Source organism: Nocardiopsis sp. B62, from assembly GCF_018070675.1.
GTDB lineage: Bacteria > Actinomycetota > Actinomycetes > Streptosporangiales > Streptosporangiaceae > Nocardiopsis > Nocardiopsis prasina.
On sequence record NZ_JAGPXK010000012.1, the window covers coordinates 109,119 to 131,824 of the forward strand.

Consider the following 22,706-nt stretch of genomic DNA (forward strand, 5'->3'; position numbering starts at 1 on the left):
TGAGGAGGGTTCATGTTAGACCAGGCGGGCCGGGCGGGGGAAGGGTTCGGGAGAACCCACTGGCATCTAGTCAATTTTGACTAGTAGTTTGGGGGCATGACAGAGACGATGCGCCCCAACGAGACCACCGTGCCGGGTCTGCACACCCACGACCCCCAGGCCACCCTCGACTTCTACGAGTCGCTCGGCTTCGAGGTCACCTGGAAGCAGTTCCGGCCCTACGTCTACCTGGCGTTCTCCTGGAGCGGCTTCCAGATCCACTACAGCGCCGCGCCCAAGGGCTTGGACCCCGCTCAGGAGAACACCGGTGGCGCGCTGGTGATGGTGGACGCCGTGGCCCCGTACCACGAGGCCATCACCGACGCCATGCGCGCGGCCCACGGCAGGGTCCTGTCGCGGGGCCTGCCGCGCGTCACCCGCTTCCGCCCCGGTGCGAGCCGCTTCACTCTGATGGACCCGTCCGGGAACAGCCTCATCTTCATCCGGCGCGACGAGCCCGAGGGCCTGGACTACGGGGGATCACCCGAACTGGAGGGCATCGCCAGGGCCCTCGACCAGGCGCGCAACTTCCGGGAGTTCAAGAACGACGACCTCGCCGCGTACCGCCACCTGAAGTCCGCCCTGCGCAGGCACGCGGAGACGGCCCCGGCGGTGGAACGGGCCCTGGCGCACGCCACCCTGGTCGAGCTGTCCCTGGCCCTGGACGACCCGGAACGGGCCCGGGCCTGGCGGAGCGAGCTGGCGGCGGTGGAACTCACCGAGGAGGAGCGCCAGCGGGTCGAGAGGGAACTGGACCACGCCATCCGCCTGGAGGAGTGGCGGGAGGACGGGGGCGGCCGGTCCTGACGCCGTTCAGCCCCCGGTGTCGGGGGCCAGCACGCCCTCGAACGGCGTGCCCTCCTCGTCGGCGAAGGTGTACGCGCCGCCCTCGATCCGCGCGATCAACCCACGGGTCCAGGCGGCCTCGGAGTCCGAGGTGTGCACCCACAGGTCCATGATCTCGCCGATGTGCCCCATCCGCTCCGGGCCCCGATCGGGGTCGTAGTACCGCACCACCTCGGAGCGCCACTCCTCCAGCCCCGCCAACCGTCGCCGCAACAGGGTGAGGGCCTCACCCCGGGGCAGGTCCACGGCGAAGCCGAGTCCGGCGGAGAGCACGTCCGGCCCGGTGCCGTGCGCCGACAACGCGGTGCGCAGCAGCGAGAAGTACTCCTCGGTGCCGCGCCCGGTGACCTCGTACTCGACCCGGGGCGGACCACCGGCGGTGGAGGGCGCCACCTCGTGCGCCACGAGCAGGCCCTGTCGGGCCATCTGCTTGAGCGCGTGGTAGATCGACCCCGGCTTGGCGTTGGACCACTCGTGCGCGCCCCAGGACTCCAGGTCGTTGCGGACCTGGTAACCGTGCGCCCGCCCGTGGAGCCGGACCGCTCCGAGCACCAGCAAGCGGATGGCCGACATCCCCGCACCCCTCACCCCGTGTGGTCAACGCGGACCAGCCTACGGGGTGAGGGCACAACGGTCGGATCAGGCCGGCTGCTCGGCGGCCAGCTGCTCGTCCTGCCGCCGATGCTCGGCGCCCAGAGCGATCGGCGCGCCCAGCCACTCGTCACGCAGCCCGAAGGCGTCCACCAGCCGCACCGCGTAGGGGCGCAGCCCACGGCAGAGGTCGTTCACGGCGGCCGTGACCGCCTTGGTGCGCGCGGTCGAGAGCCGCTCGTGCTCCAGGAACCAGGCCCGGTCCTCCTCGATCACCGACAGCACGTAGAGGTCGCACAGACGGTTGAGCAGCTTGGCCGTGGACTGGTCGCCGCAGCGGTCGATGCCCGCCACGAACGCCTCCAGCACCACCCGGTCCATGTGCGCCCGACCGGCCGCGAGCACGTGGTCCTGGGCCTGGTTGAACACCTCGAAGGCGTCGCTGCCGTCCTTCCTGGAACGCCGCAGCCGCCCGGCCAGGCCCTCGATGATGTGCTTCTCGCGGTCCTCCATCAGCTCCAGGTGCCAGCCCCGGTTGTACAGGCTGGCCTCGTCCCGGCCCGGAGACGCGGCGACCAGCCGGTCGATCAGCGGGATCGCGGCGGTGCGCTCGATGACGGTCTCGAACACCTTCCCCGCCATGAACCGGGCCAGACCGAGCTGGTCGAGGTCGCCGAAGGAGTCCTTGAAGTTCGTGAGCAGGGCCTTGGTGAGCTGCTGCAACAGGACGGTGTTGTCACCCTCGAACGTGGTGAAGATGTCCGAGTCCGCCTTGAGCTGCGGGATGCGGTTCTCCGAGAGGTACCCCGAGCCGCCGCACGCCTCGCGGCAGGTCTGGATGGTCTCGGTGGCGTGCCAGGTGGCGACGGCCTTGAGCCCGGCCGCGCGCGACTCCAACTCCCTCTGGGCGTGCTCGTCGCGCTCGCTGGCCCGGGACAGCTCGTGCAGACGGGTGACCAGCTCCTCCTGGGCGAAGTGCAGGCCGTAGGTGCGGGCCAGCGCGGGCAACAGCTTGCGCTGGTGGGCGAGGTAGTCCAGGACGCGTACCTCCCGCTCCGGCTGGGTGTCCGTGGCCGGGCGGGTGAACTGGCGGCGGGTGTCGGCGTAGCGGATCGCGATGGCCAGCGACGCCTTGGTGGCGGTGCCCGCGCCCCCGGCCACGCTGATGCGGCCCCGGATCAGGGTGCCCAGCATGGTGAAGAACCGGCGGTTGGGGTTCTCGATGGGGCTGGAGTAGGTGCCGTCGGCGGCCACGTCGCCGTACCGGTTGAGCAGGTTGGTGCGGGGCACCCGCACGCCGTCGAACCACAGGCGGCCGTTGTCCACCCCGTTCAGCCCGGCCTTGGGGCCGCAGTCCTCGACGGTCACCCCGGGCAGGGGCGTGCCCTCGGCGTCGCGGATGGGCACCATGACCGCGTGCACGCCGTGCTCGATCAGGCCGCCGTCGCCGTCCGGCGTGCGCAGCTGGGCGAAGACCACCGCCATGCGTCCGTCGCGGGCGGCGTTGCCGATGTAGTCCTTGCGCGCGGACTCGTCGGGGCTGTGGACCACGAACTCCCCGGTGCCCGGGTCGAAGGTGGCCGTGGTGCGCAGGCGCTGCACGTCCGAGCCGTGGCCGGTCTCGGTCATCGCGAAGCAGCCCGGCAGGTCCACGGTCATGACGCCGGGCAGGTACCTCCGGTGGTGCTCGTCGGTGCCCAGAGCCCGGATGGCCCCGCCGAACAGCCCGAACTGCACGCCCATCTTGACCATGAGGGACATGTCCGCGACGAGCATCTCGAAGGCCACCACGGAGGCGCCGATGTCGTCGGTTCCGCCCACGGACTCGGGGAAGCCGTAGGCGGGCACGCCGGTCCCCGCCAGGGCCATGAGCTGCTTGAGAGTGCGGGCGCGGTGCTCCTCCACGGACAGGCCGTACACCGGGGCGAACTCCTCGCCCCGGATCACGTCACGCGCGCGTTCGCGCACGTGGGCCCAACGCCCGTCGAGCAGCCCGCGCAGCTCGGCCTCGTCCAGCTTCAACAGAGCCTGTTCGCTCATGTGCTCCCCCTGTGGTCGTCGTTGACGCGACCTTCACCTGTTACCACTCCGCGCCGGAGGGCGGCCGTGTACACGCCCGGGTCACGGGTGTGTGAGTCCCAACGTAGGGGGTGGCGCGGAGGGGGTCGGGGTCGGGTCAGACGGCGATGCCGTGCAGGGGGACGGGTGCGGGGTCGGACGCGGGGTCGACCCGGGCGAGCAGGGTGTCCAGGGACAGGCCCAGGGTGGCGGCGACGGCCGCCACGGTGAAGAAGGCCGGGGTGGGGACGCGGCCGCCCTCGATCTTGCGGAGGGTCTCCACGGAGATACCCGAGCAGCGGGCGACGTCCACCATCGTGCGGTCGGCCCGGGCCTCCCGCAGGAGGGTCCCCAGGGCACGGCCGCGTTCGATCTGGTCTTCGGTCAGCGGTTCTCGAACCATGGCGTGAGTCTATCCCGGGCGCGAGAGGCCGTATATTAATACCGGTATAGTTATCCTCACCTCATTCGGAAAGGGTTCCCCATGGTCGAGATCAAGACCCCCGCGGAGATCGCACTCATGCGCGAGGCCGGACGGGTCGTCGCCAACGCGCTCGCCGCCGGACGCCGGGCCGCCGAGCCCGGCCGCACCACCGCCGACCTCGACCGCGCCGCCGCCAAGGTCATCTCCGACGCGGGCGCCGAGCCGCTCTTCCAGGGCTACCAACCGGGCTGGGCACCCATGCCCTTCCCCGGGGTGGCCTGCGTGAGCGTCAACGACGAGATCGTCCACGGCGTCCCCGGAGAGCGGGTGCTGGCCGAAGGAGACCTGGTCAGTCTCGACTGCGGCGCGCGCCTGCGCGGCTGGTCCGCCGACTCCGCGATCAGCTTCGTGGTGGGGGAGGCCGACCCCGCCGACCTCACCCTGATCGCCGACACCGAGGCCGCGCTGGCCCGGGGGATCGCCGCCGCGCGCCCCGGTGACCGCGTGGGCGACATCGGCCACGCCATCGCGACCGAGGCCCGCGCGGCCGGGTACGGGCTCACCGCCGACCACGGCGGTCACGGTATCGGCCGCACGATGCACGAGGCCCCCGACGTGCTCAACGACGGCCGTCCCGGCCGGGGCTTCAGGCTCGTCCCGGGGTTGGTCATCGCCATCGAGCCCATGCTGGTGCGCGGCGGTTCCGACGGCTACGCCCACGGCGACGACGGGTGGACGGTGCTCAGCGACGACGGCACCCGTGCCGCCCACTGCGAGCACACGGTCGCCGTCACCGAGGACGGCCCGGTGGTGCTCACCCTGCCCTGACGCCGTCCGGCCCTGACGCGGCTCGGCCCTGACGCGGTCCGGCCCGACGGGTCAGGGGTCCCCGCCCACCCGCACGAGCGGGTGGGCGGGGACCCCGGGGGCCGCTGTTCCGGCTACTCCAGTCCCGGTACGCCCAGAGCGAGGGTGCCCGCGTCGGCGTCCAACACCGCCGGAACACCCAGCGGCACGGTGAGCTGCGCGGGGCAGTGCCCGAAGTCCAGGCCCCACAGCACCGGCACCCCCAACGGCTCCAGGCGTTCCCGCATCAGCTCGGAGACGACCCCGGGGTCGGGCGGGCAGTCCGTCCACGTGCCCAGGGCGACCCCGGCCACTCCGTCCATCCACCCCGTGCGCAACAGATGGGTGAGCATGCGGTCGAGCCGCGCGGCGTCCTCGTTGACGTCCTCCAGGATCAGGAGGCCGCCCGCCGCCGAGAGTCGACTGTGCGGGGTGGCCAGCCCGTCGTTGAGCAGACTCAGGTTCCCGCCGAAGGTGACCCCCGCGACCCGGCCCGGGACCAGGGCCCGGGCACCCGGCGAGGTCAGGAGCATACGCCTCTCGGGGGTGAACAGCGTGGTGTGCAGCTCCCGCTGGGCCACGTCGTCACCCACGAAGTAGCGGGTCCCCACCACCGGACCGTGCACGGTCGCCATCCCCAGCTCCACCGCGAACGCCTCGTGCAACGCGGTGATGTCGCTGAACCCGATCAGCGCCTTGGGAGCGGCCTGGCGCATCGCGTCGAAGTCCAGCAGGTCCAGCATGCGGTGGGCGCCGTCACCGCCCCGCGCGCAGAACACCGCGCGCACGTCGGGATCGCACCACGCCTCCTGGAGGTCGCGGGCCCGGTCCCGGTCCGCCCCGGCCAGGTACGGCAGCACCGGATGGCGGTCACGCACGTGGGCGGCCAGCTCGACCTCCAGGCCCCACCCCCGCAGCGCCTCCACCGCCGCGTCCAGCTGCTGGTCCGGAACCGGACTGCACGGGGCGACCAGACGCACCCGGTCGCCCTCCCGCAGTCTCGGCGGACGGGTCAGCGCCCTCGCTCTGCGGGGATCCGCCACGGGGCCCCCTTCGCGAACCTCGGTCACCGACTCACCCACGTTGGTCCCCATCCCTGTTGTTGGTGCCCACCGCCTCAGGCGCGCAGGAAGCTGTCCAGCACCCGCACGCCGAACCGGAGTCCGTCCAGCGGCACCCGCTCGTCCACCCCGTGCAGCAGGTCCGGGTAGTCGATGCCGCCGGGCAGGCGCATGGGGGAGAAGCCGTAGCAGTCGATCCCCAGCCGCGCGAAGACCTTCGCGTCCGTCCCGCCGCCCAGGCACACCGGGACCACCAGGCCCTCCGGGTCGTGGGCCAGGATGGCCGAGCGCAGCGCGTCGAAGGTGGTCGAGTCCACCGGAGCCTCGACCGGCGGAGACCCGTGCGCGTACTCCCAGTCCACGCGGTCCCCGGTCAGCGCGTCCATGGTCGACTCGAAGTCGCCTCGGCCCCCCGGCAGCACGCGGCCGTCGACACCAGCGGCCGCCTCGCCCGGCACCACGTTCACCTTGTACCCGGCCGAGAGCATCGTCGGGGCGGCGCTGTTGCGCACCGTCGCGGAGACCAGAGAGGCGGCGGTGCCGAACTTCCTCACGAGGTCGTCCACGGCCTCGTTGGAGCCGGTGTCACCGGCCACGCGCTCGACCTCCAGCGCACGGGCGATCGCGTCGATCGCGGCACGGGTGACCGGGGTCAGGTGCAGCGGCCAGCGGTGCTCGTCGATCCGGGCCACCGCGGCGGCCAGCGCGCCCACGGCGTTGTCCCTCGGCGGCCGCGAACCGTGCCCGGCCGTCCCGTGCGAGCGCAGTGTCAGCCAGGCGCTGCCCCGTTCGGCGGCCCCGATCGGGTACAGCCGGGCCGCCGCCCCCGAGGAGGTCCGGGCGTGCACGGTGTGCCCGCCGCCCTCGCCGATCGCCACGGTGCAGCCCTCGAAGAGGTCGGCGTGGCCGCGCACCAGGTAGTCGGCGCCGTAGGCGGCGCTGTCCTCCTCGTCGGCCACGAACGCCAGCACGATGTCGCGCCGGGGACGCAGACCCAGCCGCGACCAGTACCGGACCACGGCGGTGACCATGCCCACGGTGTTCTTCATGTCCACCGCGCCGCGCCCCCACAGTGAGGGGGCGCCGGTCACCGGGCAGTCCGCGATCTCCCCGGCGAAGGGCGGGAACGTCCAGTCGTGGGCGTCCGCCGGCACCACGTCCAGGTGACCGTGGACCAGCAGGGCGTCCGCGTCCGGATCGGTTCCGGGGATGCGCACCACCACGTTCGCGCGCCGGTCGGCGGACTCCAGGACCACCGGGGACAGCCCGGCCTCCCCGAGCGCCTCGGCGGCGAACTCGGCGGCGGCGCGTTCGTCGCCCTCGCCCCTGCCGTGGTTGGTGGAGTCCCGCCTGATCAGCTCTCGGGTCAGGCGGACGGCGTCCTCCCCCGCCTCGGCCAGTTCCGCGTCTCGCGCGCTGTCCGTCAGGGAGGTGTTGGTGTGGCCCACGGTCTCGGCCTCTCTCAGCAGGCTTCGGGGTTCTTGCTCACGTCAGACACACGTTTCCCACGTGTGGTTCTCCCCGCCACAGTTCTATCGTTTCCCACGGGGCGCTGTCCTCGTGATGCGCACATCACCTCGCGCACGAGGAAGTCACCCGTAGTCCTTCTCCATGGCGTTCGAAATCAGGGTGCAGACCGCCTTGAACGTCCGGATCATCTCGTAGGCGTCCGGCGACGTGTAACGGACACGCCGAGCGTCCGTCCGGGTCACCCCTGGAACGATCGCCGCGGCCTGGGCCAGCTGCGCGGAGTCGACCTCGACCTCCATCGTCTTCGGAGAGCGCTCCACCGGCTCCGTCCGCCCGGCCAGCGCCATCGCGCGCTGGGCCGCCGCACGGATGTCCGCGGCCGTCCGCGCCGGTGGTCGGCAGCGGGCCGCGTACCGGCTCACGTGGTCCTTGACCGCCACCGTGCCCGCAGACGGAGCGTAGGAGCCCGCGTCCTCGCACGCGCGGTCGTCCCCGGTCACCAGGATCACCGGGGTTCCGTACTCCGCCACCACCGCCGCGTTCAGGTAGCCCTCACTCGCCGTGTGGCCGTCCAGCCACACCCCGGTGATCGCGTTGGGCAGGTACGTGTGCGCCAGCACGCCGTCCTCGCCCGCCGCGCAGTGGTACCCGAGGAAGACGATCCCGTCGACGTCCCCCGCCTGGACGCCCTCCACCATGGAGAGTTCCTTGTGGCGGCCGGTGATCATCGTGGCCCGTTCGTCCAGCTCCTCCAGTAACAGGTTGCGCATCGTCGAGTGGGCCTCGTTGACCAGCACCTCGGTGGCGCCGCCCTCGAACAACCCGCCGATGGCGGCGTTGACGTCGCTGGTGAACATCGACCGGCAGCGCTGCCACTGCTCGGTCCCGGGCTCGCAGTCGGCGGGCCAGGTGACGCCGGTGGCGCCCTCCATGTCCGCGGAGATGAGGATCTTCATCCAGCAGACCCTAGCCCGGAGCCGGAACCGGTCACCAGTCCCGTAGCGGCCGCCGTCCCCGAGCCTCGCGGCCCGGTGGTGGCGTCCGTCGGCGGTTCACGTCGCTTCGCACAGGTCATCCCGCCCGCCGATCAGCGCACCACGCGGTGGCGGAGGTGGACGACCCCCGAACCGAAGGTGCGGGACTCGACGAACTCGAGGTCCACCCGGCGCTCCTTGCGAGGGAAGAACGGGACACCGCCGCCCACCAGCACGGGGTGGACCCTGATCCGGTACTCGTCGATCAGGTCCGCCGCCGCGGCCGCGGCCGCGAGGGTGGCGCCGCCGATCGCGATGTCGCCGTCCCCCGGCTCGGCCCGCAGGCGCGCGATCTCCTCCTTCAGGCCGCCGGAGAGCAGCCGGGCGTTGCCGCGCACCGTCGACAGCGTCGTGGAGAACACCACCTTGGGGAGCGAGTTCCAGAGCGCGGCCCACTCCAGCGTCGCCTCGTCGAGGGAGGGATCCTCGCCGATGGTCTCCCAGTACAGCATCGTCTCGTAGAGGCGTCGGCCCAGCAGGTAGACGTCGATCCGCCGGGTCTCGTCGGTGACGAAGCGGAAGAGGCCGTCGTCGGGGTCGGTCCAGTCGAAGCCGCCGTCCGGTCCGACGATGTAGCCGTCGAGCGATACGCCCATCGAACAGGTCACTCTGCGCACGGGAAGCCCTCCTCGGTGACGGTCCCACCGTACGACCGCCACACGTCGCGGACGCGGCACGGCTCGCCGGGACACCCGTGTCGCGCGCCCGGCCCGTTCAGTGACGGGTTCGGGGGTGGAACAGGGCGCCTCTGGGGTGCGGGAGCGTCCCTTCGGGCACGCTCGCGGGGGCGGACCGGATGCCGCGGGGCCGGGGGATCGGTCCGGCGGCGCGGGTCTCCAGGGCCTGGACGGCGGCCTCGCGGACCTTGTGGTCGGGGTCCCCGGACAGGCGGGTCAGCAGGTGGTCCACGCCGGGGACGGCCCAGGGGACGATGGACTCGGCCAGAGTGGCGCGGACCAGGGGTTCGGGATGGCCGCACAGGGACGCGACACGGTCGATGGGGCCCCGGCGGCGCTGGCCGAGCAGGGACAGGGCCTCACGCAGGGCCACAGTGTCGGCCCGGTCGCAGGCGTCGGCGACCAGTTCCATCGGGAGCGGCCCGCTCCGGGGGTGAGGCCGGGTCTCGGCGAGTCGGCGGACCTCACGGATGCGGTGGACCTCCTCGCGGTCGACCCGGCGGGGTACGAACACCTCCCAGCCGCGGGGTTCGCGGAGTCCGGCGACGACGCGCACCGCCTCGGCGGCGCCGACCCTCCGGGGACCGTCGCTGTCGTCGAAGTGGCCCACGGTGACCGGTTCGTCGTCGGCCAGGGTCAGGTACACGCCTATCAGGCCACGGGGTCCGTGGTGTCCGGTCAGCTCACGCAGCCACTGGTGGGTCACCGTGTACGACGGCAGCACGGGGAAGCAGAACACCCCGCGCAGGCCTCCGGGCCCGATGGCGGTGCCCAGGCCGGACCTTCGTATGCCGGATATGTTGGCGCGGGGTGTCAGGTGGACGAACATCGCCATGGTTGGTTCCTGTGTGTTGATGGGTCGTGACGGTGGGTTGACGGTGTCGGGGGTCAGTCGATCCGCGACAGTGCGCCCGGTGCGGGGCTTTTCCCCCGCCCGTTCAGAGCCCGCTCCATGTCGTCCGCACGCGCGGGGACCCCGGTGCCCGTCGGGCAGCCAGGGCCTGGGGGATGGGAGCGTCGGGGCGGTCGACCGGTCGGTCCGGGGGTGACGCGGCCCGCTCGGGGTTGCCGAAGGGGAGGTACCCGGGTTCGCGGTCGTTCGTATCCCGCACAGCATAGGATGCCGCTCCGTGAGCGAGCGACCGCGTTCCGACACACTGTCCACCAGGGTCCCAGCGGAAAGTGGGGCGCGCGAGGGTCGGACGGCCCTGGAGTTCCCCGCTCGCGGCTGGCACGCTCCGCTCTCGCAGAATCACCCTGGGTTCCGGTCGGTGGGCACAGGGGAGCCCCGGCGCCGGGGGCGGCCGGGGCTCGGGGATCTACGGCAGGGTGAGGATCTCCGCGCCGGAGTCAGTGATGACCAGCGTGTGCTCGAACTGCGCGGTCCACCTGCGGTCGGCGGTGACGGCGGTCCAGCCGTCGTCCCACATGTCGTACTCCACGCCGCCCAGGGTGATCATGGGCTCGATCGTGAAGGTCATGCCCGGCTCCATCACCGTGGTGGCGCGCGGGTCGTCGTAGTGCGGGACCACCAGGCCCGAGTGGAACTCGGGGCCCACGCCGTGGCCGGTGAAGTCGCGCACCACCCCGTAGCCGAAGCGCTTGGCGTACGACTCGATGACGCGGCCGATCACGTTGATCTGCCGACCGGGGCGGCAGGCCTTGATGGCGCGCATCGTGGCCTCACGGGTGCGCTCGACGAGGAGGCGGTTCTCATCGGAGACGTCACCGGAGAGGAACGTGGCGTTGGTGTCGCCGTGCACGCCGTCCTTGTACGCGGTGATGTCGATGTTCACGATGTCGCCGTCGCGGACCACGGTGTCGTCCGGGATGCCGTGGCAGATGACCTCGTTGAGGGAGGAGCACAGCGACTTCGGGTAGCCCTTGTAGCCGAGGGTGCTCGGGTAGGCGTCGTGGTCCAGCAGGAACTCGTGGCCGATCCGGTCCAGCTCGTCCGTGGTCACCCCGGGCTGGACGTTCTTGCCGACCTCCTCGAGAGCGCGGGCCGCGATGCGCCCCGCCTCACGGATCCGCTCGATCGTCTCCGGGGTCTGGACGTCGCCCAGGACACCCTCCACGGGACGCTTCTGACCCACGTACTCCGGCCGGACGATGTGCGAGGGGACCGAACGTTGGGGCGAGATGCGCCCAGGAACCAGCGGAGTAGTCATGGACACTGATTGTAGTTCGTGGGCGCGGTCAGGAGCGCCCGGCGGAGGGTAGGTGCCACACGTACCCGCAACGACGAGAGGGGTCGGCAGTGAGCGACGCACAGGACGACGGCTGGTGGTACTGCCTCCGTCACGGCAGGGTCGAACACGGCGCGGGATGCCCCGACTCCCAACGGCTCGGCCCCTACGAGGACGAGGCCACGGCGGCGCGCGCGCTGCGCATCGCGGCGGAGCGCAACGAGGCCTGGGACGAGCAGGACGAGAACGAGGGCAACAGCTGACGGAGCGCGGTTCCGGACCGGGGGAGCACCGGCCCTGCGCGTTCCCCCGCCGGGCCCGTTCTGACAGGATCGGCCCATGAGCGAACACGACGCACAGCAGGGCGCGGACATCACCGGGCTGACCATCGCTGTCCTGGGCGGGACCGGCGACCAGGGGCGCGGGCTGGCCCGCCGCTTCGCGCTGGCCGGACTCCCGGTCCTCCTGGGCTCCCGCAGCGCCGAGCGCGCGGTGCAGGCAGCGGACGCCCTCGTGGCGGCCGAGTCCACGCCGATCGAGGTCCGGGGACTGGCCAACGCCGACGCCGCGGAGCGGAGTGACATCGTGATCGTCGCCGTTCCGTGGGACGGCCACCGTGAGCTGCTGGTGTCACTGGCCGACCGGCTCGCGGGCAAGATCGTGGTGGACTGCGTGAACCCGCTCGGCTTCGACAAGAAGGGCCCCTTCGCCCTGGACGTCCCCGAGGGCAGCGCCGCCCAGCAGGCCGCCGAGGTCCTGCCGGGCAGCCGGGTCACCGCCGCCTTCCACCACGTCTCCGCCGTGCTCCTCCTGGACCCCGGGGTCGACCGGATCGAGCTGGACGTCCTGGTGCTGGGGGAGGACCGCGAGGCCACGGACACCGTGCGCGCCCTGGCGGACCGGATCCCCGGGGTGCGCGGAGTGTTCGGCGGGCGGCTGCGCAACGCCCACCAGGTCGAGGCCCTCACGGCCAACCTCATCGCGGTCAACCGCCGCTACAAGACGCACGCGGGTCTTCGGATCACCGGTATCTAGGCGGCCCACTCCCTGGCCTTCTCGATGAGCCGGGCGGGGTTCTCGCCGACCGGGGTCACGTTGAGCTGGGTGACCCCGGCGGCTCGGAAGGCCTCCACGCGTTCGCGCACGTAGGACTCGGGGCCGACCAGGTTGGTCAGCTCGACGAACTCGTCCGGCACCGCGGCGGCGGCCTCATCCTTCTTCCCGTCGAGGTAGAGGTCCTGGATCCTCTCCGCGGCCTCCTCGTAGCCGTAGCGCTGGGCCACCGTGTTGTAGAAGTTCCTGCCCTTGGCGCCCATGCCGCCCACGTAGAGGGCGATGACCGGGCGGGTGAGGTCCGCGATCCGTTTGGTCTCCTCGCCCTCACCGATGGCGAGCAGCCCGCCCGCGGAGATCTCCAGCGCGCCGAGCCCGGGATCGCGCTTGGCCCTTCCCTTGGCGAGGAACCCGCCCCACACGCTCTCGGCCTTCTCCGGGATGAACAGGTGCGGCAGCCAGCCGTCGGCGATCTCGGCGGTCATCTCGACGTTCTTCTCGCCGAGGGAGGCCACGTGGATCGGGATCCGTGAACGCACCGGGTGGTTGATGATCTTGAGCGGCCTGCCCAGACCGGTGCCCTGCTCGGGCGGCAGCGGCAGCTGGAACACCTTGCCGTCGTGGGTGAGGCGCTCCTCGCGGGCCCAGACCTTGCGGCAGATCTCGATGGTCTCCCGGGTGCGGGCGAGCGGTTTGGTGTAGGGGACGCCGTGGAAGCCCTCGATCACCTGCGGGCCGCTGGCCCCGAGGCCGAGGACGGCGCGCCCGTCGGAGAGGTAGTCGAGCCCCGCGGCGGTCATCGCGACGAGCGTGGGTGTGCGGCTGTACATCGGCAGGATCGCGGAGCCGATGGTCACCCGTTCGGTGCGGGCGGCGAGGTAGCCCATGAGGGTGGGGCTGTCGTAGCCGTAGGCCTCGGCGACCCACACGGTGTCCAGCCCGGCCTTCTCCAGTTCGACGACCTGATCGACGGCGTCCTTGGGCTCGCCCGCGTACTGGAGCGGCATCGAGATGCGCATGTGCTGTCCTCCCGTGGGCCGGACCCCGGCCCGCGTCGGTGCTCGGTGTGCCGACACTGTACTACCGAGTCCCGTTCGGTTTTAGGGCCCTTCCGACCTTCGTGCCCGACACCTCCCACCCAAGGAGTCCTGGGGACTCGGGGGAGGGCTGATCAACCCGATACTGAGCGCGGTGATCTTCGAACGCCTGCCCGCGCGCATGGTCGGCCGGGGGATGTCCATGGTGGGGGCGCTCGCCCGGATCGGAGCGCCGGTCGCGGCGCCGGGCGTCGGGGTGGCGATCGGCCTGTTCGGGGTCTCCCCGGTCCTGGCCGCCGGGGCCGCGCTGTACCTGGCGGCAGTGTGCCTGCCCGCCTTCGGTCGGGCCGCGCGGGGGCTGGAACGGCCCCCGGACTCACCGGAGGCCGCCCAGCGGCCGGATCAGCTGGCGTAGGTGTGCTCCTTGGCGGGGAAGCTCCCGGCGACGACCTCGGACGCGTAGTCCGAGGCGGCCTCGCGCAGCGTCTCCGCCAGGTTGGCGTAGGTCTTGACGAACTTCGCCACCCGGGGGCTCAGCCCGGCCATGTCCTGCCACACCAGCACCTGGGCGTCGGTGGACGGACCGGCGCCGATCCCGATGGTCGGGACCGCCAGCTGCTCGGTGACCTCGGCGGCCAGATCGGCCGGGACCGCCTCCAGCACGACGGAGAAGGCGCCCGCGCGCTCCAGCTCCTTGGCGTCCTTGAGCAGACCGGCGGCGGCCTCGCCCCGGCCCTGCACGCGGTAGCCGCCCAGGGTGTTGACCGACTGCGGGGTCAGGCCGATGTGGCCCATGACCGGGATGCCCGCCGAGGTCAGCAGCTCCACCTGGGGGGCGACCGCGTGGCCGCCCTCCAGCTTCACCGCCTGGGCGTTGCCCTCCTTCATGAACCGGGAGGCGGTCTCCAGCGCCTGCTGGGGGGAGGCCTGGTAGGAGCCGAAGGGCAGGTCCGCCACGACCAGGGACCGCTGGGTGGAGCGGGCCACGGCGGCGGTGAGCGGGACCAGCTCGTCCACCGTCACCGGGACGGTGGAGTCGTAGCCGTAGACCACGTTGGCGGCGGAGTCGCCGACGAGGAGGACGGGGATGCCCGCCTCGTCGAAGATCCGCGAGGTGAGGGCGTCGTAGGCGGTCAGCATCGGCCAGCGCTCGCCGCGCTGCTTGGCCAGGGCCAGGTCACGGATGGTGACACGCCGATTGGTGACCCCGCCGTACAGGGCGTTCCCGGCGGAGGGGGTCTTGGGTGTGGTGCTCATGATGGTTCTTCCTCCGTTGTCTCGAAGCACCCGCTGGGGGGTGTCCCCGGACCTGTGGACGAAAACTGTTGTCGTGCGCTCGCGCGCGGTTCCCCGAAGGGAGGGGTTCCTCGGGAGGAACGGCGTGCCGGAGGGGGATGTTCCCCGTCTCCCGTCCACCGGTTCCCTGCCCACCCGGCGGCGCCGGTGCGGGGAGAACGGGTGTGCGGGGGTGGCACGCAAGCATCATCGCACGGGACGGGCCGCGCCGTCCTCCCCGGGGAGGCGGCCGTTTTCGGACCCGTTCGGCGACCCCGGTGCGGTGCGGGGCGCCGCGAGGGGACGGCTGGTTAGCATGTCAGCGGCACCGGGTGGACGGCGGAAAGGGTGTTCGTGGACCAGCAGACAGCGCACCGGCGCAGGTGGGGCGGGCTGGCGGTGCTCATCATCTGCCTGCTGGTGATCGTGGCCGACAACACGATCCTCAACGTCGCGCTGAAGACCCTCTCCGACCCGCAGCGCGGCGTGGGCGCCAGCCAGTCCCAGCTGGCGTGGGCGATCAACGCCTACACCCTGGTCTTCGCCGGGCTGCTGTTCACCTTCGGTGTGCTCGGCGACCGCTGGGGGAGGCGGCGACTGCTGGTGGCCGGGCTGGCGGTGTTCGGCACCGCCTCGGCGCTGACGGCCTACTCGCAGAGCCCCGAGCAACTCATCGCGGCGCGCGCCGCGATGGGGTTCGGCGCCTCCATGGTGATGCCGCAGACCCTGTCCGTGATCACCAACGTGTTCCCACCTGAGGAGCGGGCGCGCGCGATCGGCCTGTGGGCGGGCGCCGTCGGCCTGGCGATGGCGATCGGCCCCTCGGCGGGCGGTCTGCTCCTGGAGAACTTCTGGTGGGGTTCGATCTTCCTGGTCAACGTGCCCTTCGTGATCCTCGGGCTGTCGCTGATGTACGTGCTCATCCCCGAGTCCAGGAACGAGAACGCCGGACGCCCGGACGTGCTGGGTGTACTGCTGTCCATCCCCGGTCTGGTGTTGATCGTCTACGGCATCATCACGGCGGGGGAGCGGGCCTCACTCACGGACTGGGACGTGTACGGCTCGCTGTTGCTGGGAGTGGGGGTGCTGGTGTTGTTCGTGTTCCACGAGTCGCGCACCACCGACCCCTCTCTGGACGTGCGCTTCTTCCGGGACCCCCGGTTCAGCGTCTCCGTCGCCACGGTCATGGTGCTGTTCTTCAGCATGGCCGGGATCATCTTCTTCCTCAGCTTCTACTGGCAGAGCGTGCGCGAGTTCCCTCCGTTCGTCGCGGGGCTCCTGGTGCTTCCCGCCGCTCTGGGCCAGATGATCTTCGCCCCGCTCAGTCCCACCCTGGTGCGGTACGTGGGCCCGCGCGCCCTCGCCCTGGCGGGTGTGGCGACCGTCTGTTGCAGCTTCGCCTTCTACACCCAGATCCGGGTGGACACCCCGCTGTACCTGATCATCGCGTTCTTCTTCCTCCAGACCTCCGCCATGGCGGTGGTGCTCACCCCGGCCACCAACGCGATCATGTCCTCGGTTCCGCCGGCCAAGGCCGGGGCGGCGTCGGCGGTGCAGAACACGGCGCGCCAGATCGCCACCGCCATGGGGGTGGCGGTGCTGGGGGCGGTGATCTCCTTCCGCTACCGGGCGGGGATCGAGCCCACGCTGGACTCGGTGACGGAACGGGCCCCCGACGTGGACCCGGCGCAGGTGCGGGCGGCGGGTGAGTCCATCGAGGCCACCATGGTCCTCGCCCAGCAGTTGGGTGGGGCGGGTGAGGCGCTGGTCGCCCCGGCCAAGGAGGCCTTCGTCTCGGGCCTGCACGCCGCGGCGCTGGTCTCGCTGTGCTTCGGCCTGCTGGGACTCGCGGTGGTGTGGAAGTGGATGCCCCGGGAACCGCCCACCCACGAGTCGAACGATCGGACCGCGGGCACCTCCTAGCAGGGGCGCACCGCGAGGAGGCCGCGGAACCGGTCTCGGCTGTCCCCGGTGCCACCGCACACACCTGGTACGAGAGCGGCCGGGCACCGCCCCGGGCTCCCGGACCGGGACGGTGGCTCCGGCTCGTGCTCCCCGAGGGCGCCGACGTGTCCCCGGGCGGCCCTCCTTCCCGCGCGACGTCCGCACCCGGTCCAGCACACCGGGGTCCCCGCGAGGTGAGTGCGACACGAGGTCTTCGGCCCGCACCTGTGGCTCTGGCAACCGACCAACGACCCCCGCCCCGGCGGGATCCGACGGACATACTGGACCTCATGCAGGTCCACGAACCCTCCCCCGTCTTCGTCGGTCGCCACCACCACCTGTCCCTGCTCGCGGCGGACGCTCGCCGCACCCTCCCTGAGGGGGCCCGCACCGTCCTGGTCTGCGGCGGAGCCGGGATCGGCAAGTCCCGCCTGTTCAGCGAGCACCTGCGGCGGGTCAGCGGTACCCCCTCCGCCGTGGGCGGATGCCTGGAGCTGGGCGCTGAGGGCGTCCCCTTCGCCCCCTTCACCGCCCTGCTGCGCCAACTCGTGCGCTCGGGCGGATCCGCCGCCGAGCCCAGCGGCGACACAGGTCGCCTCATTCCCGAACTGGGCGGGGCCGCAGGGCCCGCCGACCAGGGGCGCGCCCGGCTGTTCGAGGCGGTGCTCACCTTCCTGGAGGAACGCGCCACGCCCCACGGCCTCACCCTGGTGATCGAGGACCTGCACTGGGCCGACACCTCCACCCGGGACCTGCTCGTCTTTCTGCTCCGCAACCTCGGTCGCACACCCGTCCACCTGCTCGTCAGCGTGCGCACCGACGACCTGCACCGCACGCACCCGCTGCGCCGCCTGCTCCCCGAACTCGAACGTCTGCCCGGGGTCCGTCGCCTCGACCTGGAACCGCTCTCCCGTGACGAGGTCGGCGCCCAGGCCACCGCCCTGCGCGGCAGGGAACTCGACCCGGCCGACCTCGACCTGCTGTTCGAGCGCAGCGGAGGCAACCCGCTCTTCGTGGAGTCGTTCCTGGCCGCCAGCCACGACCCCGCCGGAGCACCCATCCCGGACGGTCCCCGGGACCTGCTGCTCTCCGCCGTCGAGCCCCTCCCCGAACCGACCCGGCGCGTCCTCGGCCTGGTCGCCACAGCGGGGACCCGGGTCCGGCACACCCTGCTCGCCAGCGTCGCCCGCCGTGCGGGGGTCACCGAGGAGGACCTGGAGGCAGCCCTGCGCCCGGCCATCGACGCCCGGATCCTCCGCTCCACCGCGGACGGATACGTGTTCCGGCACGCCCTGCTCTCGGAAGCCGTGCACACCGACCTCATGCCGGGCGAACGGGTGCGCGCGCACCGGCGCTACGCCGAGGTGCTCCAGGAGGGCGTGGAGCGTATGCCCGAGAGCGAACTGGCCCTCCAACTCGCCCACCACGCGCACTGCGCGCACGACCAGCCGCTCGCCCTCTCAGCCGCCTGGAGGGCCGCCGAGCACGCCGCCGCCGTGCACGCCTACCCCGAGCACCTGGGGCTGATCGAACGCGTCCTCGAACTCTGGGACCAGGTGCCCGACGCCGCCGAACGTGTCGGCCTGCCCCGCGACCAGGTGCTGGCCCGGGCCTCCGAGGTCTCCCTGGTCGCCGGTCCGCTGCGCAGGGCGGTCGGCTACGCCACCGAGGGACTGGAGGAACTCGGGGTCACCGGCGTCCACGACCCCCGGAAGGGCCGCCCGGAGAACTTCGAACGCGTTTCCCGGCTGCGCCACGCGCGCGGGCGGGCGCTCAAGGAGTTGGGCCGCGACGGGGCGATGGAGGACCTGGCCGAGGCCTCCCTCCTGCTCACGTTCAACCACCCGGACGCCCCCGGGGTGGCCGCGACCTTGGCCGCCACCTTCATGATGCGCGGTCACCACGAGCAGGCCGCCAGCACAGCCCGCCGGGTCCTCGCCCGCGCACGCGAGCTCGGTGACCCGCGCAGCGAGGCCGACGCCCTCATCACCCTCGGCAGCCTCAGTGGCCCCCTGGACTCCGACGAGGGACTGGAACTGTTCGCCGAGGGCATCGGGCTGGCCCGGGAGATCGGCGACGCCCCGGCCGAGATCCGGGGGCTGATCAACCTCAGCGGGTACTTCAAGAACCTCGACAGGCTGGAGGAGAGCGCCCAGGTCTGCCTGGAGGGGATGCGCCGCTGCCGTGAGTTCGGGCTGACCCGGACCCAGGGCGGGGCGTTCGCCTGCGGGCTGGCGGTCACCCGCTTCTACCAGGGGCGCTTCTCCGAGTGCGAGGAACTGCTGGCGGGCGTCACGGACGGAGGGGTGACGTGGGCTCGGGCGCTGACCCTGCGCATGCACCTGGAGCTGTACCGCTGGCGGCCGGACGCGCTACGGGCCACCCTGGACGAGTTCCACCGCGTGCTTCCCGCACAGGTGAGCTCTCCGGTGGAGCACCTGCCGGTCCACGCCGTCCTCCAGCAGCTGGCCGTGTACGAGGACCGCCTGGTGGACGCGGGGCGGATGGCCCGGGACCTGCTCTCCAGTGCGACGGGCGAGCGGCCTCTGACCCCCCTCGCCCACGGTCTCTATCGGTCCACCCAGGTGTGGCACGCGTCGATCGTCGCGCGGCTGGCGGAGCAACCGGGCGAGGAGGCCCGCCGCCTGGCGCAGGAGATCCGCGAGCTCAGCGAGAAGGCGGCCGCGAACCCCGAACACGCCGACTCCCCTGCGGCTCGGATGGCCGCCAGGGCCTGGCTGGCCCCGGAGCCCGAGGAGTCGCTGGCCCTGTTCGAGGCTGCGGTGGCCGCGGTGGCCCCCAGCGGCCACGTCCTGGTGCGGGCCGAGTACCAGTTGGCGGCGGCCGGTGCCGCGCTGCGGGCGGGGCACCGCGACCGCGCGACCGAGCATGTGGACGCGGTCCACGGCATGGCGGTGCGGCACGGCATGGCGCTCTTCGAGCGGGAGAGCCGTGCCCTGCGGGCCCGCCACGGTCTGCCCGACCCCGACCAGTACACCGCCACCGGTGCCACTCCGGAACGCACGGCGCTCCCCGCCGCCCCCGGCGGCGAGGTGCCCCCGATGGGTCTCACCCCACGTGAGGTGGAGGTACTGGCGGAGGTGGCCAAGGGATCAAGCAACCGTGAGGTGGGGGCGGCGCTGTTCATCTCCGCGAAGACGGTGAGCGTGCACGTCACCAACCTCATGGGCAAACTCGGGGTGCGCAACCGCACCGCCGCCGCCGCGAAGGGGCGCGAACTGGGCCTGTTCTGACCCGCCCGGGACCCGGAGCCCCGGGCATACTGGGACGTATGTCCCCCTCCGCCTTCGTCGGCCGCCAGCGGCAGGTCGACCACCTTCTCTCCGACGCCGCGCGGGTCCGTTCGGAAGGGTCCGGCACGGTCCTGCTCTGCGGTGACGCGGGGATCGGCAAGTCGCGGCTCCTGGAGGAGTATCTGGAGCGCACGCCCCTGCGGCACGCGGCCCTGGGCGGATGCCTGGAGCTGGGCGCCGAGGGCATCGCCTTCGCCCCCTTCACCGCGCTCCTGCGCCAGCTGGTCCGGGCGGGCGGCCCGGCACCCGGCGAAGGCAGCGATCTCACCCGTCTCCTGCCCGGCCCGGGGCACAGCCCCCAGACGCGCCCCGGCACCGACGACAACTCCCGGGCCAGGCTCTTCGAGGCGGTGCTCACCTACGTGGAGGAGTACGCCGACCCGGACGGACTCAGCCTGGTGATCGAGGACCTGCACTGGTCGGACGCCTCCACCCGCGACCTGCTGGTCTTCCTGCTGCGCAACCTCGGCCCCGCACCCGTGCACCTGGTGGTCTCGGTGCGCTCGGACGACCTGCACCGCACCCACCCCCTGCGCAGGGTCCTCCCCGAGCTGGAGCGGCTGCCCCGGGTGACGCGGCTCGACCTCGACCCCCTCACCCGGGAGGCCGTCGCCGAGCAGGCCGCCGCCTTGCGGGGGCGGGCCCCGGACCCCGCAGCGCTGGACCTGCTCCTGGAGCGCAGCGGCGGCAACCCGCTGTTCGTGGAGTCCTTCCTCGCCGCCCCCGGAGGCGCCGTCCCCGACGGCCCGCGCGAACTCCTCATGCGCCGGGTGGAACCCCTCGCCCCCACCACCCGCAAGGTCCTCGGGCTGGCCTCGATCGCCGGTGACCGGGTCGACCACGGGCTGCTCGCCGGGGTCGCCGAGGCCTCCGGGGTCGGTGAGGACGACCTCGACGAGGCGCTGCGCGAGGCCGTGGACGCCCGGGTGCTGAGCGCCACTGAGACCGGTTACCTGTTCCGGCACGCACTGCTGGCCGAGGCGGTCCAGGGCGACCTGCTGCCGGGCCAACGGGTGCGTGCCCACCGCCGCTACGCGCAGGCGTTGGAGGGTGGCGTCCCGGGTCTGGCCCGCACGGAGACAGTCGCCCAGTTGGCGCACCACGCCTACGCCGCGCACGACCACCCGAGGGCCCTGGCCGCCTCGTGGGAGGCGGCCCAGCGGGCGCGGGACGCCAGCGCCTACCCCGAGCACCTGGCGTTGCTCGAACGCGTGCTTGAGCTGTGGGAGCTGGTCCCGGACGCCGCCGATCTGCTCGGGCTCTCCCAGGGGGAACTGCTCCTGGGGGTGTGTGGGGCCGCGCAGATCGCGGGCAGCCTGCGCAGGTCGGTCGAGCACGCCAGTGAGGCCCTGTCCGACCTCGACCCCCGGGTCGATCCCGAACTGGTCGCCCGCTTCCTGGTCGCGCGGGGTCTCTCCTACAAGGAACTGGGGCGCATCGAGGCGCTGGACGACCTGCGCGCGGCCGCCGCGCTCGTCCCCGGCGGACATCCGGAGCGGGCCGTGGTGAGCGCCACGACCGCGTCGGTGCTCATGCTGAGGGGCAGCGACACCGAGGCGGAGAGGGTCGCCCGCGTGGCCATCGAGGAGGCGAGGGACTGCGGGGACCGGGTGAGCGAGGCCGACGCGCTGATCACCCTGGGCAGTCTGCTGGACCACACGGGGTCGCAGGAGGCCCTGGAGATGCTGCGCGATGGGGTCCGGATCGCGCGCGAACAGGGCGCCGTCCAGGTGGAGATGCGCGGGCTCAACAACCTCGGCAGCAACCACGCCAGCCGGTTCGAGTACGCGGAGTGGCTGGCGTGCGCGCAGGAGGCGTTGGACCGCTGCGCGGAACTGGGGGTGGCTCGCAGCCAGGGAGTCGGCCTGGTCAACGGGGTGGCCAGCGCCCTCCTGGCCTCGGGGAGGGTGGAGCAGGCCCGGGCGAAACTGCTCACGACCCCCGCGGGGGAGGACCTCGTGGGCGGGCGTCGCCAGGCCATCATCGCGCAGCTCACCGCGCTGGAGGGGGACTGGGAGGGCAGCCAGCGCGCCCAGGACGAGTTCACCCGGCTCCTGCCTCGGGAGACCGCCACCTGGGTGGAGTACATGCCGCACTACTACGCGCGGGTCCTGCTCCTGTTGTTCGGGCCCGGAGAGCGGTGGGCCGAGGCCGCCCGGGTGATCCTGGAGGGGGAGCGCGACATCGGCATGCTCTCCCTGGTCCGGTTCAGCTCCAGTGGTCTGTCCGCCATGGCGATGGTGGCCTGGCGGCTGCGGCGCCGGGCCGCCCCCGGGGACCGCGTCCTCGCCGACGAACTGGCCGGGGCCCTGTTGACGGTGCTCGACCGGGAGGACTGGCCGGTCTCACCGGTGGGAGAGCTGATCGGATCCAACAGCAGGGCCTTCCTGGAGGAGGACCCGGCTGTGGCGCTGGCGCACTGGGAACGGGCGCTGCCCCTGGTCGACCGGGCCAAGGGACTGACCCGGTACGCATGTCTGTTCGGTGCCTTCTGGACCGCGCACGACACGGGAGACACCGTGGGCGCCCGGGAGCTGCTGCGCCGTTCCGAGGGGCTGCTGACCGAGCTCGACCTGTACTTCGCCCGCCAGTTCGTGGCGGAGATGCGCACGGTCCTGCCCCGGACCGACACCGCGGCCCTGCCCGCCGGTCTGACCCCGCGTGAGGCGGAGGTCCTGGTGGAGGTGGCCAAGGGGCTGAGTAACCGGGAGGTGGGGGAGACGCTGTTCATCTCGGCCAAGACGGTGAGCGTGCACCTGAGCAACGCGATGGGAAAGCTGGGGGTGGCCAACCGGACGGCGGCGGTGGCGCGTGCCCGGGAGCTCGGCCTGCTCCAGGCCTGATCTCC

19 protein-coding genes are annotated in these 22,706 nt (G+C 72.4%); 8 read left to right on the plus strand and 11 right to left on the minus strand.

All coding sequences use genetic code 11. The features are described 5' to 3' along the window. Positions 1 to 96: 96 nt before the first annotated feature. On the plus strand, positions 97 to 846 hold the full coding sequence (locus KBX21_RS15145; protein WP_049577783.1) for a glyoxalase: 750 nt from the start codon (positions 97 to 99) through the stop codon (positions 844 to 846). Positions 847 to 852: 6 nt separating this feature from the next. On the opposite strand, the gene KBX21_RS15150 is transcribed toward KBX21_RS15145, so the two are convergent. The 3 genes from KBX21_RS15150 to KBX21_RS15160 form a co-directional block, all read right to left on the minus strand. Then, positions 853 to 1,458 carry a PadR family transcriptional regulator gene (locus KBX21_RS15150; RefSeq protein WP_210842290.1) on the minus strand — a complete coding sequence of 202 codons (606 nt, stop codon included), beginning with the start codon at positions 1,456 to 1,458 and terminating at the stop codon, positions 853 to 855. Positions 1,459 to 1,524: 66 nt separating this feature from the next. Beyond that, positions 1,525 to 3,516: an acyl-CoA dehydrogenase gene (locus KBX21_RS15155; protein WP_210842291.1), complete on the minus strand. Its 1,992-nt coding sequence runs from the start codon at positions 3,514 to 3,516 to the stop codon at positions 1,525 to 1,527. A 136-nt stretch (positions 3,517 to 3,652) separates the two neighbouring features. Next, complete coding sequence (locus KBX21_RS15160) at positions 3,653 to 3,937, minus strand: helix-turn-helix domain-containing protein (protein ID WP_210842292.1); 285 nt, start codon at positions 3,935 to 3,937, stop codon at positions 3,653 to 3,655. An 81-nt stretch (positions 3,938 to 4,018) separates the two neighbouring features. On the opposite strand from KBX21_RS15160, the gene map (KBX21_RS15165) reads away from it, so the two are divergent. After that, positions 4,019 to 4,786 carry a type I methionyl aminopeptidase gene (gene map / locus KBX21_RS15165; RefSeq protein WP_049577929.1) on the plus strand — a complete coding sequence of 256 codons (768 nt, stop codon included), beginning with the start codon at positions 4,019 to 4,021 and terminating at the stop codon, positions 4,784 to 4,786. Positions 4,787 to 4,899: 113 nt separating this feature from the next. On the opposite strand, the gene KBX21_RS15170 is transcribed toward map (KBX21_RS15165), so the two are convergent. The 6 genes from KBX21_RS15170 to map (KBX21_RS15195) form a co-directional block, all read right to left on the minus strand. Beyond that, a complete protein-coding gene (locus KBX21_RS15170) occupies positions 4,900 to 5,898 on the minus strand; it encodes an LD-carboxypeptidase (RefSeq protein WP_049577932.1) in 999 nt (332 codons plus the stop codon). Between the two features lie 23 nt (positions 5,899 to 5,921). Then, positions 5,922 to 7,313 carry a M20/M25/M40 family metallo-hydrolase gene (locus KBX21_RS15175; RefSeq protein WP_210842293.1) on the minus strand — a complete coding sequence of 464 codons (1,392 nt, stop codon included), beginning with the start codon at positions 7,311 to 7,313 and terminating at the stop codon, positions 5,922 to 5,924. A gap of 144 nt (positions 7,314 to 7,457) precedes the next feature. Continuing rightward, positions 7,458 to 8,291 carry a M55 family metallopeptidase gene (locus KBX21_RS15180; RefSeq protein ID WP_210842294.1) on the minus strand — a complete coding sequence of 278 codons (834 nt, stop codon included), beginning with the start codon at positions 8,289 to 8,291 and terminating at the stop codon, positions 7,458 to 7,460. Positions 8,292 to 8,422: 131 nt separating this feature from the next. Beyond that, positions 8,423 to 8,986, minus strand: a complete 564-nt coding sequence (locus KBX21_RS15185; protein WP_210842295.1) for a dihydrofolate reductase family protein — start codon at positions 8,984 to 8,986, stop codon at positions 8,423 to 8,425. Positions 8,987 to 9,083: 97 nt separating this feature from the next. Beyond that, positions 9,084 to 9,881 (minus strand): HEAT repeat domain-containing protein, encoded by a 798-nt coding sequence (locus KBX21_RS15190; protein ID WP_210842296.1) that lies wholly within the window; start codon positions 9,879 to 9,881, stop codon positions 9,084 to 9,086. Between the two features lie 484 nt (positions 9,882 to 10,365). Continuing rightward, positions 10,366 to 11,217 carry a type I methionyl aminopeptidase gene (gene map / locus KBX21_RS15195; protein WP_234004106.1) on the minus strand — a complete coding sequence of 284 codons (852 nt, stop codon included), beginning with the start codon at positions 11,215 to 11,217 and terminating at the stop codon, positions 10,366 to 10,368. An 89-nt stretch (positions 11,218 to 11,306) separates the two neighbouring features. On the opposite strand from map (KBX21_RS15195), the gene KBX21_RS15200 reads away from it, so the two are divergent. Then, positions 11,307 to 11,498 (plus strand): hypothetical protein, encoded by a 192-nt coding sequence (locus KBX21_RS15200; protein ID WP_017546726.1) that lies wholly within the window; start codon positions 11,307 to 11,309, stop codon positions 11,496 to 11,498. 76 nt (positions 11,499 to 11,574) lie between these two features. Next, positions 11,575 to 12,270, plus strand: a complete 696-nt coding sequence (gene npdG, locus KBX21_RS15205) for an NADPH-dependent F420 reductase (RefSeq protein ID WP_210842297.1) — start codon at positions 11,575 to 11,577, stop codon at positions 12,268 to 12,270. On the opposite strand, the gene KBX21_RS15210 is transcribed toward npdG, so the two are convergent. After that, positions 12,267 to 13,307, minus strand: coding sequence for an LLM class F420-dependent oxidoreductase (locus KBX21_RS15210; protein ID WP_210842298.1), 1,041 nt, complete (start codon positions 13,305 to 13,307; stop codon positions 12,267 to 12,269). The genes npdG and KBX21_RS15210 overlap by 4 nt on opposite strands. Positions 13,308 to 13,479: 172 nt before the next feature. Here KBX21_RS15210 and KBX21_RS15215 point away from each other — a divergent pair, with 172 nt between their 5' ends. Beyond that, positions 13,480 to 13,740, plus strand: coding sequence for a hypothetical protein (locus KBX21_RS15215; protein WP_049577959.1), 261 nt, complete (start codon positions 13,480 to 13,482; stop codon positions 13,738 to 13,740). Here the strand turns inward: KBX21_RS15215 and panB are convergent. Further along, entirely contained in the window at positions 13,728 to 14,582 is an 855-nt protein-coding gene (gene panB, locus KBX21_RS15220; protein WP_049577962.1) for a 3-methyl-2-oxobutanoate hydroxymethyltransferase, read from the minus strand. The two genes, KBX21_RS15215 and panB, sit on opposite strands and share 13 nt — an antisense overlap. 372 nt (positions 14,583 to 14,954) lie before the next feature. Here panB and KBX21_RS15225 point away from each other — a divergent pair, with 372 nt between their 5' ends. The 3 genes from KBX21_RS15225 to KBX21_RS15235 all read left to right on the plus strand — a co-directional run bounded on the left by KBX21_RS15225 (position 14,955) and on the right by KBX21_RS15235 (position 22,701). Beyond that, positions 14,955 to 16,523, plus strand: coding sequence for an MFS transporter (locus KBX21_RS15225; RefSeq protein ID WP_210842299.1), 1,569 nt, complete (start codon positions 14,955 to 14,957; stop codon positions 16,521 to 16,523). A 311-nt stretch (positions 16,524 to 16,834) separates the two neighbouring features. Further along, on the plus strand, positions 16,835 to 19,798 hold the full coding sequence (locus KBX21_RS26950) for a helix-turn-helix transcriptional regulator (RefSeq protein ID WP_210842300.1): 2,964 nt from the start codon (positions 16,835 to 16,837) through the stop codon (positions 19,796 to 19,798). 38 nt (positions 19,799 to 19,836) lie between these two features. Beyond that, positions 19,837 to 22,701 (plus strand): helix-turn-helix transcriptional regulator, encoded by a 2,865-nt coding sequence (locus KBX21_RS15235; protein ID WP_210842301.1) that lies wholly within the window; start codon positions 19,837 to 19,839, stop codon positions 22,699 to 22,701. Positions 22,702 to 22,706: the final 5 nt, after the last annotated feature.